16 protein-coding genes are annotated in these 16,307 nt (G+C 71.4%); all 16 read right to left on the reverse strand.

Features of this window, described 5'->3' with window-relative positions:
- Window positions 1-279 precede the first annotated feature (279 nt).
- A complete protein-coding gene (locus tag OG295_RS41255; RefSeq protein WP_331733558.1) occupies window positions 280-4,131 on the reverse strand; it encodes an amino acid adenylation domain-containing protein in 3,852 nt (1,283 codons plus the stop codon).
- Window positions 4,132-4,437: 306 nt separating this feature from the next.
- Window positions 4,438-5,379 (reverse strand): ribose-phosphate diphosphokinase, encoded by a 942-nt coding sequence (locus OG295_RS41260; protein WP_030237951.1) that lies wholly within the window; start codon window positions 5,377-5,379, stop codon window positions 4,438-4,440.
- A 14-nt stretch (window positions 5,380-5,393) separates the two neighbouring features.
- A complete protein-coding gene (locus OG295_RS41265) occupies window positions 5,394-6,476 on the reverse strand; it encodes an alkene reductase (protein WP_331733560.1) in 1,083 nt (360 codons plus the stop codon).
- A gap of 69 nt (window positions 6,477-6,545) precedes the next feature.
- Window positions 6,546-7,490 carry a pseudouridine-5'-phosphate glycosidase gene (locus OG295_RS41270; RefSeq protein ID WP_030237956.1) on the reverse strand — a complete coding sequence of 315 codons (945 nt, stop codon included), beginning with the start codon at window positions 7,488-7,490 and terminating at the stop codon, window positions 6,546-6,548.
- Between the two features lie 10 nt (window positions 7,491-7,500).
- Window positions 7,501-7,734 (reverse strand): tautomerase family protein, encoded by a 234-nt coding sequence (locus OG295_RS41275; RefSeq protein ID WP_331733566.1) that lies wholly within the window; start codon window positions 7,732-7,734, stop codon window positions 7,501-7,503.
- A gap of 170 nt (window positions 7,735-7,904) precedes the next feature.
- Window positions 7,905-8,834 (reverse strand): EamA family transporter, encoded by a 930-nt coding sequence (locus OG295_RS41280; protein WP_331733568.1) that lies wholly within the window; start codon window positions 8,832-8,834, stop codon window positions 7,905-7,907.
- Window positions 8,831-9,499, reverse strand: coding sequence for a uracil phosphoribosyltransferase (gene upp, locus OG295_RS41285; RefSeq protein ID WP_331733570.1), 669 nt, complete (start codon window positions 9,497-9,499; stop codon window positions 8,831-8,833). Before upp ends, OG295_RS41280 begins: the two co-directional genes overlap by 4 nt.
- A gap of 96 nt (window positions 9,500-9,595) precedes the next feature.
- Window positions 9,596-10,276, reverse strand: a complete 681-nt coding sequence (locus OG295_RS41290; protein WP_331733707.1) for a phosphoribosylanthranilate isomerase — start codon at window positions 10,274-10,276, stop codon at window positions 9,596-9,598.
- A 190-nt stretch (window positions 10,277-10,466) separates the two neighbouring features.
- On the reverse strand, window positions 10,467-11,366 hold the full coding sequence (locus OG295_RS41295) for an alpha/beta fold hydrolase (protein WP_331733572.1): 900 nt from the start codon (window positions 11,364-11,366) through the stop codon (window positions 10,467-10,469).
- A 33-nt stretch (window positions 11,367-11,399) separates the two neighbouring features.
- Complete coding sequence (locus tag OG295_RS41300) at window positions 11,400-11,678, reverse strand: hypothetical protein (protein WP_331733574.1); 279 nt, start codon at window positions 11,676-11,678, stop codon at window positions 11,400-11,402.
- 7 nt (window positions 11,679-11,685) lie between these two features.
- Window positions 11,686-12,183 (reverse strand): nuclear transport factor 2 family protein, encoded by a 498-nt coding sequence (locus OG295_RS41305; RefSeq protein WP_331733576.1) that lies wholly within the window; start codon window positions 12,181-12,183, stop codon window positions 11,686-11,688.
- 73 nt (window positions 12,184-12,256) lie between these two features.
- A complete protein-coding gene (rfbH, locus tag OG295_RS41310) occupies window positions 12,257-13,561 on the reverse strand; it encodes a lipopolysaccharide biosynthesis protein RfbH (protein ID WP_331733578.1) in 1,305 nt (434 codons plus the stop codon).
- A 259-nt stretch (window positions 13,562-13,820) separates the two neighbouring features.
- Window positions 13,821-14,051 (reverse strand): acyl-CoA carboxylase epsilon subunit, encoded by a 231-nt coding sequence (locus OG295_RS41315; protein WP_331733580.1) that lies wholly within the window; start codon window positions 14,049-14,051, stop codon window positions 13,821-13,823.
- A gap of 89 nt (window positions 14,052-14,140) precedes the next feature.
- The gene (locus OG295_RS41320; protein WP_331733582.1) at window positions 14,141-15,091 is read right to left on the reverse strand and encodes an ACP S-malonyltransferase; all 951 of its coding nucleotides are present in this window, start codon (window positions 15,089-15,091) and stop codon (window positions 14,141-14,143) included.
- 4 nt (window positions 15,092-15,095) lie between these two features.
- Window positions 15,096-15,941 (reverse strand): 4'-phosphopantetheinyl transferase superfamily protein, encoded by an 846-nt coding sequence (locus OG295_RS41325; RefSeq protein WP_331733584.1) that lies wholly within the window; start codon window positions 15,939-15,941, stop codon window positions 15,096-15,098.
- On the reverse strand, window positions 15,938-16,300 hold the full coding sequence (locus tag OG295_RS41330; protein ID WP_266845259.1) for an acyl carrier protein: 363 nt from the start codon (window positions 16,298-16,300) through the stop codon (window positions 15,938-15,940). The genes OG295_RS41325 and OG295_RS41330 overlap by 4 nt, the downstream gene beginning before the upstream one ends.
- Between the last annotated feature and the right edge of the window lie 7 nt (window positions 16,301-16,307).

Consider the following 16,307-nt stretch of genomic DNA (forward strand, 5'->3'; position numbering starts at 1 on the left):
GGGTGATAACTCCTCGTCAGAAAGACGGCGGCAATTTCCGAACGGTCGTCGACGGAGTCGGCTATGCGGTGATGGGGGGCGGTCCGCCTGGATTATAAGAAGTCTCTTCCAGTCCTCAGACGCACGTCAACCGGCCGGATGTCAGGGCGCCGTCAACTTGCGTCAGAATTCGGAATGCTTTTCGCAGCTTCCTGCCGCACGCGTCCGGAAACGCAAAAAAAACGGCCGCCCCGCCGGATTTCTCCGACGGGGCGGCCGTGTTCCGCTACCGGCTCTCCCCTACTCTCCGAGCAGGTACCGGATGTGCTTGACCAGCTCGCCGATGTCCGGGGTGCGGAGCAGGCTGTAGTGGTCGGCGTCGAGGTCGATGACCGTCGGCGGCTCGGCGGAATAGCCGTTGCTGTTCTCGATGAACGAGTAGTCGTCGCCGCGGGCCTTGAAAATGGTCACCGGCGCGTCGAGCGTGCGCTCGGCCAGCTCACGGAACGAGTACTCGAATTCGTAGGTCTGACCCACGACCGAGATGATCCGCTTCGCCAGGTCGACGTCGATTCCCTTCAGCTCGCTGATGAACCCGGCGAAGGACTCCTCGTCCGTGGCGGATTCCAGGCACCTTTCCAGGTCCGGTCCCGAAATGGTGCCGGTGAACACCGAGAAGAGGATGGTCGTGTAGGCGCGGTTGGCGAAGGACGCCTCACGGCCGTACACCTTGCCGTTCTCGGCGCGCACGGTCGGCGAGCCCGGGGCGATCAGGAAGAGGTTGTCGACCTTCTCGCCCGCCTGCTCCAGCTGGTAGGCGGTCTCGAAGGCGACGCGGGCGCCGAAGGAGTAGCCCCACAGGGTGTAGGGGCCCTTCGGCTGGAGCTCCTTGATGGCCTCGATGTCGGCCTTGGCCATCTCCGTGATGGTCGCGTACGGGGCCTCGCCCTCGTTGATCCCGTGCGCCTGGATGCCGTAGAACGAGCGGCCGAGGCCGATCTCGCCGGCCAGGGTGCGCAGGTTCATCGGGTAGCCGCCCAGGCCCGGCCAGCACAGCACCGGGCGGTCCTTGCCGGTCTCGGCGTGCAGGCGCACCAGGCGGGAGGACTCCTGCGCGACCTCGCGCTCAAGGCGGCGGGAGAGCTTCTCGACCGTGGGGGACTCCAGGACGGACTGCAGCGGCAGGGAGACGCCCAGGCGCGAGTTGAGCTCGCGGATCAGACCGACGGCGATCAGCGAGTTGCCGCCCGACTCGAAGAAGTCGTCCTGGACCGAGACGCTCTCGCGGCGCAGGGACTTGGCCCAGACCTCCGCGATCTCCTTCTCGGTCTCGGTGCGCGGGGCGACGAAGGGACGCTCCACGAGCTCGGCGTTGACCTGGTCGGAGACGGCGAGCGCCTTCGCGTCGATCTTGCCGTTGGCGGACAGCGGCAGCCGCTCGAACACCACGACCCGGTTCGGGATCATGTAGTCCGGCAGGAAGCTGACGAGGTCGTCACGGATCAGCTCCGCCGGGCCGCGCATGTGGACGCTGTCCTCGCGCATGCCCTCGTGGCCGAGCTGCTCGTCGCTGACCCGGCCGCCGACGAAGAAGTACGACGGACCGCTCTCGACGCCGTTGGCGTGCAGGACGGAGTCGATCCGGCGCGAGGCCGGCAGCGGGTTGCCGGTCTTCGAGCTGTAGCCCGACGACATGAAGCCCAGGCCGAGGCCGTTCATCATCAGGTGCTGCAGCTTCTTGCCGAGGGTGACGTAGTGCATCCACTCCTCGGGGGCGCGGCTGATCACCGAGATGCCGAAGCTGGCGGCCTGGTACACCGACTGGTTGATCGCGATGACCTGCTTCTTGAGGACGATGTCGTCCGAGAAGCGGGTGAGCTTGCCGTCCGCGTAGCGGTACTGGCCCTCGGGGAGGGTCGCGACCTTGCTGCCGTGCGTCTGGACGTAGACCTCGGCGTGGTCCTCGCGCCGGCCCGCGTGCGGGACCAGCTCGAAGGTGCCCAGGTAGAAGTCCTCCTCGGGCACGTCCAGCAGGTCGCGGACGGCCGGCTCGTACGCCAGGTCGCGGATGTCGAGGCCGTAGGACGGCAGCACCTGCTCGAAGAGGCCGACGATGTGGCCGGTCTCGATCTCCAGGACCTCCTGGATGTTGTTCTTGTAGACCGGCTCGATGCCGCCGCGCTTGCCGATGAAGTGGACGTGGGCGGTGGGCTTGCCGGTGGCGGCCTTCTCGCTGATCAGGACCAGCTGGTGGCGCTGCGGCTGGTAGTAGTAGTAGCCCGGCTTCAGCCCGCCGACGCCCTCCAGCTCGAAGTACAGCTGCGTCGCGTACAGCGCGCCCGGGGAGGCGTAGCCGTACTTGGGCAGCAGCCGCTCCTCGCTGAGGTACTGGCCGAACCAGCGCAGGATCTGGCCCAGTTCGGCGGGCGCCAGGTCGGCGGCCTTGCGCGAGTAGGCCGCGGGGACCTGTCCGCCGAGGAGCGCCAGCAGGTCGGCCTCGGTGACCGCGCCGCCCTCGTAGAAGCGGTACGTCTTGCGGGCGAAGACGCGGCTGCGCTGCTCGGGGGTCGGCTCGGCACCCGGCAGGTCGTAGGCGGTGCGGCCGGCGAGGTCGGCGTCGTCGCGCAGGCCCGGGTTGGACAGCTGCGCCTTGACCTGGAGCTTGCTCTTCTTCGAGGCGTGGTGGGAGCCGTGGTTGCCCTGGTCCATCAGGGCGGCTTCCTTCTCGCTCAGCTCGACGCAGGCGATGAGGTTCTGGAAGCCGGTGCGGCCGTCGTTCTTGACGATGACGGCGGCGTTGCGCACCCAGTCGTGGTTCTCGATCGCCAGGGATATCTCGTCCAGCTCGACGCGGTAGCCGCGCAGCTTGACCTGGTTGTCGGCGCGGCCGGCGAACTGCACGGTGCCGTCCGGGTTCCACTGGCCCAGGTCACCCGTCTTGTACAGGCGGGTGGGTCCGGCGCCCTCGGTGAGCTCGATCTCCAGGAAGCGCTCGGCGGTCAGGTCGGGGCGGTGCAGGTAGCCGCGCGCCAGTTGGCCGCCGCCGATGTACAGCTCGCCGATCTCCCCGATGCCGACGGGCTTGAGGTTCTCCTTGCCGAGGATGTGGTACTCGGTGTCGGCCACCGGGGCGCCGATGGAGATGGACTGCGGTGCCTCGTCCAGCTCGGCGGGGTCGACCGCGTACGAGGAGGAGTTGATGGTGCACTCGGTCGGCCCGTAGACGTTGATCAGGGCGCGGCCGGGCATCTCCTGCGTGGTCTGGATCGCCAGGAGGCGCGAGAGGGCCTCGCCGCCGCTGAAGATCTGCTGCAGGGAGGTGCACTCGGGGAACTTCTCGGTGTCGAGCAGGCCCTGGAGCAGGGTGGGGACGCACTGCAGGGTGGTCACGCCGTACTTGACGATGGTCTCGATGAGGCCCTCGGGGTCGGCGTAGACGCCGGGGGCGCCCATGACGACGGTGGCGCCGTTGGCCGGGGAGAGGATCTCCCACTGGGCGGCGTCGAAGCTCATCGGGGTCTTCTGCAGGATGGTCTTGCTGCGGTCGATGCCGTAGGTCTCGCGCAGCCAGCCGAGCTGGCTGACGATGCTGTGGTGCTCGATCATCACGCCCTTCGGCTTGCCCGTGCTGCCGGAGGTGTAGATGACGTAGGCGAGGCTGTCGGGGCGGGCGCCCTCGATGGCCGGGGCCACCCGGCCCTCGGGCAGGACGAACGCCTCGGACTCGCGCAGGGTGACGACCGTGACGTCCTGCGGGGCCAGTTCGCGCAGGCGGGAGACCAGGCGCTGCTGCGCCAGGATGATCTTCGCCTGGCTGTTCTCGATCATGTAGCGCAGCCGGTCCTCGGGGTACTCCGGGGACAGCGGCAGGTAGGCGGCGCCGGCGGACAGGATGCCCCAGGCGCCGACCATCAGGTCGATGGACGGCTCGACGAAGAGGCCGACGCAGTCGTCCGTCGAGACCCCGAGGTGTCTGAGGTACTCGGCGAGGGCGGAGCTTCTGGACGCCAGCTCACGGTAGGTGAGCTTCTCGTCCCGGTAGGCGACGGCGGTCGCCTCGGGGTGCTCCGCGACCCGCTTCGCCAGCAGGTCGGGCAACGTGGTGGTGCCGCGCAGGGTGGGCTCGAGCACGCTGGTCTCCTGAAGAGTCATTTCCCGCTTCCTTACGTTCCGTTGTGGAGCAACGGGCGCGTACGAAACGCCCCCGCACCGGGCCCCGGTGTGTCGGTGAGCCCGCGATGCGACACCTCACCCGCGCGTGGAGAGCGGTTCCGCCGGGAGGCGGAAGCCGCGGCACGGTGGGCGTCGGAGGCCGGAACACTGTCCGGCCGGGAAAACCGAAGAACGAGGGCGCGAGGCCGGAGCCTCACCACCCGGGATGACCGGAACGGCGCGGTGCGTGCGGCCGCCCTCCCCCAACGGACGGACGGGCCCCCGTCGGCCCGTCCGTCCGGGCGTTCACCGGCTCTGGAGGAGCCGGGTCACTGATCCGTTCTCGAAGACCTCGCGAGAGGCTCCGGCGATGAGCGGGGCGATGGACAGGACGGTGACCTTGTCCAGTCCGAGCGCCCCGGGCACCGGCAGGGTGTCCGTGAAGACGAACTCGCTGACGCGGGAGTTCTTCAGCCGGTCCGCGGCGGGGCCGGAGAGCACCCCGTGCGTGGCCGCCACGATGACGTCCTTCGCCCCCTGGGCGAAGAGGGCGTCGGCCGCGGCGCAGATGGTGCCGCCGGTGTCGATCATGTCGTCGACCAGTACGCACACGCGGTCGCGTACGTCGCCGACCACCTCGTGGGCCGTGACCTGGTGGGCCACGTCCTTGTCGCGCCTCTTGTGGACGATCGCGAGCGGTGCGCCCAGCCGGTCGCACCAGCCGTCCGCCACGCGCACGCGGCCGGCGTCGGGCGAGACCACGGTCAGGTCCTCGCGGTCCACCTTGGAGCCGATGTAGTCCGCGAGGACCGGCATGGCGAAGAGGTGGTCCACGGGGCCGTCGAAGAACCCCTGGATCTGGTCGGCGTGCAGGTCCACCGTGAGGATCCGGTCCGCGCCGGCCGTCTTGAGCAGGTCCGCCACCAGGCGGGCCGAGATGGGTTCCCGCCCGCTGTGCTTGCGGTCCTGGCGGGCGTACCCGTAGAACGGCAGGATCACGGTGATGCTGCGGGCCGAGGCCCGCTTCAGCGCGTCGATCATGATCAGCTGTTCCATGATCGACTTGTTGATCGGCGCCGTGTGGCTCTGGACCACGAAGCAGTCCGCGCCGCGCACGGAGGCGTGGTAGCGGATGTAGATCTCGCCGTTGGCGAAGTCGATCGCCTTCGTCGGGACCAGCGTCGTGCCCAGCTCGGCGGCGATCGCCTCGGCCAGCTCGGGGTGTGCGCGCCCCGAGAACAGCAGCATCTGCCCGGTCTCGCTCACGCCGCGCCGGCCTCGGCGAGCGTCGGGTAGTCGGTGTAACCGGTGTGGTCGCCGCCGTAGAACTTGCTCTGGTCGGCCTCGGCCAGCGCGGCGCCGGTGCGGATGCGCTCGGTCAGGTCCGGGTTGGCGAGGAAGGCCGAGCCGAAGGCGACCGCGCAGGCGACACCGGTCTCCAGCGCCTCGGTGGCGATCTCGGCCGAGACCGGGACGCCGTTCTCCGGGTGCGGGCACAGGATGATCGTGCCGGTCCACTGCGCGCGCAGGGCGGCGATGTGGTCGCGGTTGCCGCCCTCCAGGATGTGCAGGAAGGCCACCGGCGGGAGGGCCGCGACGAGCGCCTCGTAAAGGGCGTGGGTGTCGCCCTCGACGATGTCGTTGTACGGGTTCGACGGCGAGATGCGCACGCCGACGCGGTCGGCGCCGATGCGCTCGGAGACCGCCTCGATCACCTCGATCGCGAAGCGGACGCGGTTCTCGACCGAGCCGCCGTACTGGTCGGTGCGCTGGTTGCTGTTCTCCGCCAGGAACTGGTGGAGCAGGAAGCCGTTGCCCGCGTGGACCTCGACACCGTCGAAGCCGGCCTCGATGGCGAGCTCGGCGGCGTCCGCGTGCTCCTTGACGACCTCGGCGATCTCCTCGACCGTCAGGGCGCGCGGCTCCGGGTAGTCCAGCGGACCCTCGGGGCCGTAGGCCTGGCCGGCCGCGGCGACGGCGGACGGGGCGACCGACTGGTGGCCGCTCGGGTACAGCGAGGGGTGGCCGATGCGGCCGGCGTGCATGAGCTGCACCACGATCTTGCCGCCGGCGGCGTGCACGGCCTCGGTGACGGGCTTCCAGGACTCGGCCTGCTCCTGGGTGTGCAGACCGGGGCTGTTGCCGAAGCCCTGGCCCACGGCGCTGGGCTGCGCCCCCTCGGTGATGATCAGGCCGGCGCCGGCCCGCTGGCCGTAGTAGGTGGCCATCAGGTCGGTGGCCAGGCCCTCGGCGGTCGCCCGGTTGCGGGACATGGGCGCCATGACCACTCGGTTGCTCAGGGCCAGCTTCCCCAGGGTGACCGGCTCGAACAGCTTCTCGGACATGTGTCTCTCCAGACTGAGGTCAACGCGTGGTGCGGTGGTGGTACGGACAACGCCTGTGGGCGGGACGGATCAGCGGCCCGCGAGTTCGGCGAGGTGGCGGGAGTGGGCGACGGCCAGCCGGCCGGCCGCCTCGGCGCAGGAGGCGAGGACGGCCATGTTGGCCTTGGCCGAACGGCCCTCGGTCGCCGCGTCGACGGCGCGCATCAGGTACTTGGTGATGGCCTGGCCCGACACCCCGTCACGGGTGGCCTCGGCGACCGCGGCGCGGATGGCCGTGTCCACCTCGGTGGAGTCGATGGCGTCCTCCTCCCTGACCGGGGTGGTGATCAGGAAGGAGCTGTTGTTGCCGAGGGCCCAGTGGGCCTCGACGGCGCGGGCGATGACCTGCTCGTCGTCCAGGCGGTGGGGCGCCTTGTGGCCGCTCGTACGGCAGTAGAAGGCGGGGAAGTCGTCCGAGCGGTACGCGACGACGGGGACGCACTGCGTCTCCAGGTACTCCAGGGTCAGACCGAGGTCGAGGATCATCTTCGCGCCCGCGCAGACGACGGCGACCTTGGAGCGGGTGAACTGGATGAGGTCCGAGGACACGTCCCAGGTCTCCTGGGCGCCCCGGTGCACGCCGCCGATGCCGGCGGACGAGAAGAACGGGATCCCCGCGAGCTCGGCGGCGACGACGGAGGTGGCCACGGTGGTGGCACCGAGGCCGCCCTGCGCCAGTACGACCGGCAGGTCCCGGCTGGACACCTTGGGGATGCCGGGCAGGGAGGCGAAGCGCTCGATGTCGGAGTCGCTCATGCCGACCCGGATCTCACCGGCCTCGATGCAGATCGTCGCGGGCACCGCGCCACCGGCCCGTACGGCGTCCTCCACCTTGCGGGCGGTGGCCGCGTTGTCCGGGTAGGGCAGACCGTGCGTGATGACGTTGCTCTCCAGGGCGACGACGGCCGCGCCCTCGTGGAGGGCCTCGCGGACCTCCTCGGTGTAGACGACGGGGATGCCGTTGCTTGCGCTCATCGGGGCTCTCTCAACTCTCGTTCCAGTAGCCGGGCGCTTTGATCAGCTCGTCCCGGTGGGCCGCTATCTCGGCGAGGACCTGGCTCTCCCAGTCCTCCGGTGTGACCGGCTCAAGGGAGATCGAGACGGTGTCCTCCCCGGTGGCGAAGGTGCTCGTCACAGCGGCGGTGACCGCTTCGTCGATGGCCCTGAGCTGCTCGTCCGTGAAGTTCCTCGGGTAGTGCCTGACGTGGACGTGGGGCACGGTCTCGGTCCTCTCACGGAGTGGTGCGCGTTCTGGTCTCTTGTGTGTGGGGGGGGTGGGCGGCACACCGCGGACGGGGGAGACCGCGGTGTGCCACCACCGCTCCCCGCCCGCGCCCGGGGGGAAGGGGCCCGGCGGCGGGGAGTCTCGGGCGGGAGGCCGTCGGGGCGTTAGGCCTCGACGGATTCCCGCGGGGTCGGGCGGGCCGCCCCGGGCTCGGGCTCCGGCTCCGGCTTCTTGCGGCCGGGCCGCGGCTGGGCCAGGAACACCGCGCCGACGACGATCAGCGCCCCGACGATCTGGAGCGGCGAGAGCGACTGGTCGAGGACGAAGTAGCCGAGCAGGGTGGCCGCCAGGGGGGAGGCGAAGCTCAGGAACGAGACGGCCAGGGCGGGCAGGCGCTGCACGCCGCGGAACCAGATCGCGTAGGCGAACAGGGCCCCGATGATGCCGAGGTAGAGGAAGCCCCAGATGTTCTTGCCGGTGATCGCGTCGGGCAGGCCCTCGCCGATCAGCGCGATCGGGAGCAGGACCAGACCGCCGACGGTCAGCTGCCAGCCCGTGAAGGGGAGCAGGCCGACGCCCTCGGGGCGTCCCCAGCGCTTGGTCAGCACGATGCCGGAGGCCATGCTGAGCGCGCCCAGCAGGCCGGCGATGACACCGGTGGCGTTCAGCCCGGCGTTCGGCTGGAGGACGAGCAGCGCCACACCGGCCGCGCCGAGCGCACAGGCCGCCAGGTGGATCCGCTTGATCTTCTCCTTCAGCAGGACGGCGCCGAGCAGCAGCACGATCATCGGCTGGATGGACATCACCAGCGCGGCGACACCACCCGGCAGGTGGTAGGCGGCGACGAAGAGCAGGTAGAAGAAGGCGCCGATGTTGAGGACGCCCAGGACCAGGGCCCGCCACCACCAGATTCCCTTGGGCAGCGTCCGGCCGAAGAGCACCAGGATCAGGCCGGCGGGCAGGGCGCGGAGCACCGCCGCCAGCAGGGGGCGCCCCTCGGGCAGCAGTTCCGTGGTGACCAGGTAGGTCGAACCCCAGATCGCGGGCGCCAGCGCCGTGAGCGCGGAGTCCGCCAGGGTGCGGGAGCTCTTCATCGGGCGGCGCCCGAGTCGGTCGTACCGAAGAAGCGGTCACCGAAGTCGCCGATGCCCGGGATCATGAACGCGTGCTCGTTGAGGCGTTCCTCGACCGAGGAGGTGACGATCTTGACGGCCGGGTGCTCGCGGTGGACAGCGGCGATGCCCTCGGGGGCGGCGAGGAAGTTGACGAAGACGATGTGCTCCTCGCGGACGCCCGCTTCGAGGAGCACGCCGATGGCGGCGTTGGCGCTGCCGCCCGTGGCGAGCATCGGCTCCAGGAGCAGGACGTGCCGGTCCGCGATGTCGGCCGGCAGGTGCTGGTAGAGGAGGTGCGGGAGCTTGGTGGTCTTGTCCCGCTGGATGAGGACCTTGCCGACGGGGATGTTCGGCACGACCTCGCGCAGTTCGTCCACCATGGAGTCACCGGCCCGGATCACGGGCACGGCGCACAGCTTGGGGCCGAAGGTGAGCCCTTCGTAGGTCTCGCCGACCGGCGTGACGACCTTCTGCTTGTCGAACGGCAGCTGGTCGAGGGCCGATTCGAGCAGGAGCCGGATGATGCGCCGGGAGTAGAACACGAAGTCCGCACGCGACGCGTCGCGATCGCGGATGATCGTGTGCATGGCCCGGAGCTGGTTGGTCTGCGGCAGCGGGTGGACGTTGTGGTGGCCGGTCGCCATGAGAACCTGCTTCTCGTCGGTCGGTGGAGACGGGCTGCGGCCGGGCCCGGGGCCAGGAGGCCCCGGGCGGCCGCAACCGCATGGTGGGTACCGCGGTCAGGAGCCCGCGATCTCGGCGAACGCGCGGCGCGACTCGGCCACGAACTTCGCGACCTTGGCGCGGTCCTTGCGGCGGTCGCTGCCCTCAAGGAGGCTGTGGGCGTCGACGGCGGCGGGCTTGACGAAGCGGATCGCGTCCGCGACGTTCTCCGGGCTCAGGCCGCCGGCCATCATCAGGGGCTTGGGCGAACGGCGCACGAGCTCGGCGCTGACGTTCCAGTCGTGGGTGAGGCCGGTGGCGCCCTTGGCACCGGTGGCCGGGTTGAAGGTGTCGGTGATGAACATGTCCACCACGTCCGCGACCTCGTCGACGAGCTGCAGCAGCTCCTCGGCGTTGTCCTCCTTCACGACCAGGCTCTTGAGCACGTAGAGGTCGGGGCGGTTGGCCTTGAGCTTGCGCAGCTGCTCCGGCTCGACGTCGCCGTGGAGCTGGACGGCCTTGACCCCGAGCTGGGTGGTGAACGCGCTGATCTCGTCGGCATCCGTCATGTAGCTGATGAGGACGCCCTCCTGAGGGGCGGTCAGGCCGGCGATGATCTCCGTGGCCGCGGCCTCGGAGATGTCGTCCTTGCCCGACGGGAGGCGGAGCGGGAAGCCGAACCAGTCGACGCCCTCCTCGGCCAGCAGCGCGGCCTCTTCGGCGTCGATGATGCCGGCGACCTGGACCAGGTCCTTCACGTCACTCATGTGTGTTCCTTTTCGGGATGAATCTTATGAATCAAAGCGAGTGCAGGCAGAACGAGGTGACGTGCCCCGGTATGACGGATTCGTTACACGTCTCGGGATGCTCACGAAAAGCCTCATTGATGCCGATCCACGGGTCAACGGGCTTTATGTCAGATCCGCGTCAACCTTGTTCAGGTATCGGTCAGGGCGTCGCCACGGGGGCGGCGAGGGCCGCGTCGCCGGCGAGCAGGCGCTCCTCCAGGAAGGCGAGGACCCGCAGGTGGTAGGTGCGGGCGGCCCAGCCGAGACTGATGTTATGGCCGGAATCGGGCTGGCGGACGGCCTCCGCGGCCCGAGGCAGCGGACTCAGGAGTTCCTCCAGAGCCGCGCCGTCGGTCCTCCACCACAGCTCCTGTTCCGCGAAGGTGAAGCGGACGGGGACCCCCACCCGGGCCGCGACGGCGGGATACATGTCCGGCCAGCGCATGGTCTCCCGGGCCTCCAGGACCGGCACCGGACGGATCAGTTCCGCGCCCTGCCGGAAGGCGTCCGGGGGGTAGAAGCGCAACGCCCCCCAGTGGCGGCGCCACTGACCCCTCAGGTCCGCCGCCCCGGGCAGCTCCCCGAGCTCCACGGCGAAGCGCCGGCCGAGCCCGCACAGGTCCACGCCGAGCGGCGCGAAACCGCCCCCGGCGCCCGCGGCGGACAGGGCGAGCCGGCCGCCGTTGGAGTGGGCCACGAGGAAGTAGCCCGCTCCGAGTTCGTGGCCGCGGGCGAAGTCCTCCAGGGCCGCGAGGAGGGTCTCGGTCTGCCCGGCGAGCTCCTGCCCCTCGGGCAGTGCCGCCGCCGACGCCCCGTAGCCGGGCCGGTCCAGGGAGAGGACGGTGTAGCCCAGGGAGGCGCCGAGTTCGAGCAGCGAGAGCCCGGGGCGGGCCCGGCTGTCGAAGTAACCGGCGCTCATGCCGGCGCCGTGCAGGGCCACCACGACGGCCCGGGGCACGGGCTGCGCCGGCAGGGCGAGCAGCCCCGACAGCGGGATCCCGCCCGCGTCGAGGGTGAGGGCCCGCACCCCGGGCGTGCCGGGCTGAGGCGAGGTGGCCATTCGGGTTCTCCTGGCGGATCGGGGGTCGGAAGGTCAGCGGCGCGCGGCCCGGGACCGGGCCAGGGCGATCCCCCAGGCCGCCCGGCGGCGCAGCAGCGTCGTCAGCGCGACGGACGGGAGGCGGCCGGCGGACGGCCGGCCCGGAACACGGGCCTGCGCGGAGTCCCGGCCCTGCGGGTGGGCACCGGCCGGCCCGGACGCCGGGGGCCGGGGGCCGGCCGCGGCGGGCCCGGAGCCCTCGTGCGGCAGGCCCCGCTCGCGGGCGGGCGCGTACGCGGGGACGAGGTATCCGGCGATGCGGACGGCGTTCACCGGGCGCTCACCCCCGGGCCCCGGCGAACTCGGGCAGGGGGTCGCCGGAGGACCACACGACGTGGAAGGCGACCTCGCTCAGCCGCCAGCCGTCCGCGGTCCGCACGGCCCGGGCGTCGTAGTAGCCGCCCACTTCGAACGGCCGGGAGGACTCCGGATCCGCGTGGTGGACGTGGGTGGCGATCAGGTGGACGCGCAGCGCGGCCCCGTCCCCGTCGAGGGTGACGGAGTGGTTGGTGCTGAGGTGATGGGTCCGCGCCCAGCGCGTCCTGGCCTCCCGCTGGAAGGCGGTGAAGCCCTCGACGCCCCGGCAGCGGCCGATGGGGAAGAGGAAGGTGGCGTCCTCGGTGCAGAGGTCGGCGAAGGCGGCCTCGTCGTGGCCGGCTCCGCCGAGCGCGTCGAGGGCGAGGACGTAGCGGTCGAAGAGTTCCCGTAGCTCGATGCGGTCGCGCATGAGCCCCACCTGGGCGCGCAGGTCCGCGATGTCGTCGGGTTGCGTGGGCAAGGTCCGCTCCTGGTGAAGGACGTCTCGGGCGGGATGCGGGCGGCTCGGCGCGGGACCACGGCGGTGTCGGCGGTCAGGACCGGCCGCCGACGAACTCCTTGACGGAGGCGATGACGTAGTCGAGCATCTCGTCGGTCAGGGCCGGGTACACGCCGATCCAGAAGGTCTGGTCGGTGATGATGTCGCTGTTGGTGAGGTCGCCGACGATGCGGTGGGGCTCACCGATGTAGGCGGGGTGGCGGGTGAGGTTGCCCGCGAACAGCCGCCGGGTGCCGATCTTCCGCCCCTCCAGGAAGTCCACGAGGGCGGCCCGGGTGTAGGGCGCCTCCGGGTCCACGGTGAGCGCGAACCCGAACCAGCTCGGGTCGCTGCGCGGGGTGGCCTCCGGCAGGATCAGGTACGGCAGGCCGTCGAGGCCGTCGCGCAGCCGTCGCCAGTTGCGGCGCCGGGCGTCGCAGAAGTCGTCCAGCTTGTCGAGCTGGGTCAGGCCGAGGGCCGCCTGGATGTCGGTGGCCTTCAGGTTGTACCCCACGTGGGAGAAGATGTACTTGTGGTCGTACCCCTCCGGGAGGGTGCCCATCTGGTAGTCGAAGCGCTTGAGGCACTTGTTGGTCTCGCCCGGCTCGCACCAGCAGTCCCGGCCCCAGTCGCGCAGGGACTCCACGATCCGCGCGAGGGCCAGGTTCGAGGTCAGCACGCAGCCGCCCTCGCCCATCGTGAGGTGGTGCGCCGGGTAGAAGCTCACGGTGGTGATGTCGCCGAAGGTGCCCGTCAGCTGTCCGTCGTAGGTGGAGCCGACGGCGTCGCAGTTGTCCTCGATGAGGAACAGGTCGTGTTCCTGGGCGAGTTGCGCGATCTCCGCGACCTCGAAGGGGTTGCCGAGGGCGTGGGCGATCATGATGGCGCGGGTCTTGGGTCCGATGGCCCGGGCCACCCGTTCGGCCGTGGTGTTGTACGTGCCGAGCTCGACGTCGACGAAGACCGGGACGAGCCCGTTCTGGATGATCGGGTTGACGGTCGTCGGGAAGCCGGCGGCCACCGTGATCACCTCGTCGCCGCGCCGCAGCCGCCGGTCCTCCAGCAGGTGCGAGGTGAAGGCGGTCATGGCCAGCAGGTTCGCCGAGGAACCGGAGTTGGTCAGGTGCGCCTTGCGCCGCCCCAGCTTGCGGGCGAAGCGCGACTCGAACCGCCGCGAACTGGGTCCGGCGGCGATCCGCATCTCCAGCGCCGCCTCGACCAGCGCCGTACGGTCCCGCTCGTCCAGTACGGCCCCGGCCGGCCAGATCTCGGTCGTGCCCGGGACGAAGGGACGCTCGTCCTGCGCGTCCAGGTGGAACTTGGCGGTCTCGTCGAGGATCAGTCCCTTGTGGACGTTCATGGTGTATCCCTTTCCCGGCCCTCTCGGCCGGATGGTGGTCACGACGGTGCCCCGCCCCCGTACCGCCCGGGCGGGAGGCCGGGGCGGTACGGGGGCGGGGCAGGGACGGCGTGGTCGGGTGCGGCGGGGGAGCCGCGATCGGTACGGGTCCGGGCCGTACGGGTCCGGGCGTACGGGTCCGGGCGTGCCGGGGGCAGGGCCGTGCGGGGGGCCGGGCCGGGCGGGGCCGGCTCAGGCCGCCCGGCTCAGGCCGCCCGGCTCAGGCCGCCCCCGACGGTTCGTCACGCCGGCCGTGCGAGCCGGCGAAGGGGCGCGTCCGCGCCGAGGGGCACCGGCGCGCCAGCGCGGGCCCGCCGCCGGCGGTGCCGCCGTGCTGGCCCTCGTAGGCAGCCGCCCGGGCCAGGACCGCGGCGGTCAGCGCCGCCAGTTGCTCGGTGTCGGGCCGTCCCCGCACCAGACGCACGAGTTGGCCCTGCTGATGGGTGTCCACGGACTGCTCCTCGGGTCGTGACCTCCCGTCGCGGCCGCCGCGGCGGGTCTGCGTGACTGCGGCCGCGGCCCCGCCCGGGGCCACGGCCCTCAGACGGGGGTGGGGGCGAGGGCGGCGAGCGTCCCGGCCAGGCCCTCGGCGGTGTGCGTGGCGTGGATCCGGGCCTCGGGCAGGATGCGGCGGACCAGCCCGCCGAGCACCTGTCCGGGGCCCACCTCCACGAACCGGTGGGTGCCCGAGGCAGCGAGCGTCCCGACGGCCTGGGTCCAGCGCACCGGGGTGGTGAGCTGGCTGCGCAGGGCGACGACGGCCTCGGTGGCGGTGGCCACCCATCCGCCGGTGACACCGGAGACGAGCGGCACGGCCGGATCGCGGAACTCCGTGGCGATCAGCGTCTCGGTGAACTCCGCCTCGGCCTCGCGCAGCAGGCTGGAGTGGAAGGGGCCGCCCGTGCGCAGCCAGGTCACCCGGGCCCCGGCCGCGCCGGCCGCCTCCGCGACGTGGGCCACCGCCTGCGCCTCCCCGGAGACCACGGTCTGGCGGGGTCCGTTGTCCCCGGCCACCTCCACCACGCGGGAGGTGGCCGCGCGGGCCTCGGCGCACAGTCGCGCCAGGTCCGCGCGGCCCGGACCGCTGACGGCGACCGTGGAGCTGCCGATGCGGTCCCCGACCGTGGCGACGAGTTCGCTGCGCAGCCGGACGAGCCACAGCGCCTCGGTCCACTCCAGGACGCCCGCCGCCACCAGCGCCGCGTACTCGCCGAGGCTGTGCCCGACGACCGCGTCCGGCTCCACGCCCTCGCCGCGCAGCACCTCCAGTACGGCCAGGCTCGTCAGGAAGACGGCCGGCTGGGCCACCGCCGGATCCTCGAACGCCCGGGCGGAGCCGTCCCGCAGGAGTTGCGAGAGCGGGATGCCGAGGATGTCGTCGGCGGTGCGGTAGTACGTGGCGGCGAGGTCCGGCCGCAGGGCGAGCAGCTCCGCTGCCGGACCGGCGTGGGCGGATCCCTGTCCCGGGAAGACGAAGGCGGTGCGGGTCATCCGGTCACGTCCCTATCTGCGGTCGGCTGGCGAGGACCGCGGGGAGCGGTCCGGGGGCGGTGGCCCCGCAGACCGCGTGGTCGGCGGAGAGCCAGTGGTCGGGCACCCACCGGACGTCGACCACCGCGGGGACCGGCCCGGTCACGGCGACCGCCGCGGCGTGGGTGGTGTCGGCGGGGACGCCGACCATGGTCCAGCCGTCGGGGTGACGGTCCTGGTCGGTGCCGAGGTAGTCCTCGGCGGGCGAACGGCTCAACCCTGTCCCGATGCCCTTGAGGAATGCTTCCTTCCGGGTCCAGATCTGGCCGAACAGGTGCCGCCGCTCCTCGCCGGACGCCGCCTCCGCGATCTCCAGCTGCTCGTCCGGGTGCAGTGCCCTGGAGCAGATGTCGACCGTCTCCGCGCCGGGCAGCTTCTCCACGTCGACGCCCAGCGGCACGGTGGCGACACCGACCATGGCCACTCCCCCGCTGTGCGAGAGGGAGTAGTGAAGGGGCGGCGGCGGGGGCGACAGGGCGGGGCGTCCGTGCGGCTCTCCGCACCCGGGGCACGGCTCGCGCATGAAGCGGACGTCCGGGGGCGCGATGGCCGTGTACCGCCCGAGCAGGCGGCGCACCGCGACGTGCGCGGCGGCGTAGAGCAGGCCGTCCGACCTGCGGATGAAGGAGTCGGTGCGCTTGCGCTCCGACGCGTCCAGGTCGTCGAGTGCCAGGGCTTCGGCGTCCGCCCCGGTGGGGCGGCGGATCAGCCACAGGTCGACCCGGTCGGCGGACAGGGTGAACTCGGGGCGCGCGAGGTCGCGGTGGTTCACCACCGGGTTCGCGGCCGGCAGAAGGGTCGTCGTCGTCATGCCGTCACCGCAGCCCCGTGCAGGTGGGCCTCGGGGCCGAGCTGGCCGGCGAGGCAGTCGATGAGTTCCTGCGCGCTGTTGGCCAGCAGCAGCCGCTGGAGGTTCACGTCGACGCCGAGGGTGGCCTCCATCCGGTACTGGAGCTCTATACCGGAGATCGAGCCGATCCCGAGGCAGCCCATGGGGCGGCCCGTGGTGTCGACGAGGTGCGGCTCGATCCCGAGGATGCGGCCGAGTTCCTCACGGACGTACTGCTCCAGGATCCGGGTGCGCTCGCGCAGCCCGGCCGTGGACAGGATCGCCATGTCGGGCCGGGTCATGTGGACCAGGCCGTTGTCTGTCTCGTATGTCTGTGACATGTGGAGT

Source organism: Streptomyces sp. NBC_01276, from assembly GCF_041435355.1.
GTDB lineage: Bacteria > Actinomycetota > Actinomycetes > Streptomycetales > Streptomycetaceae > Streptomyces.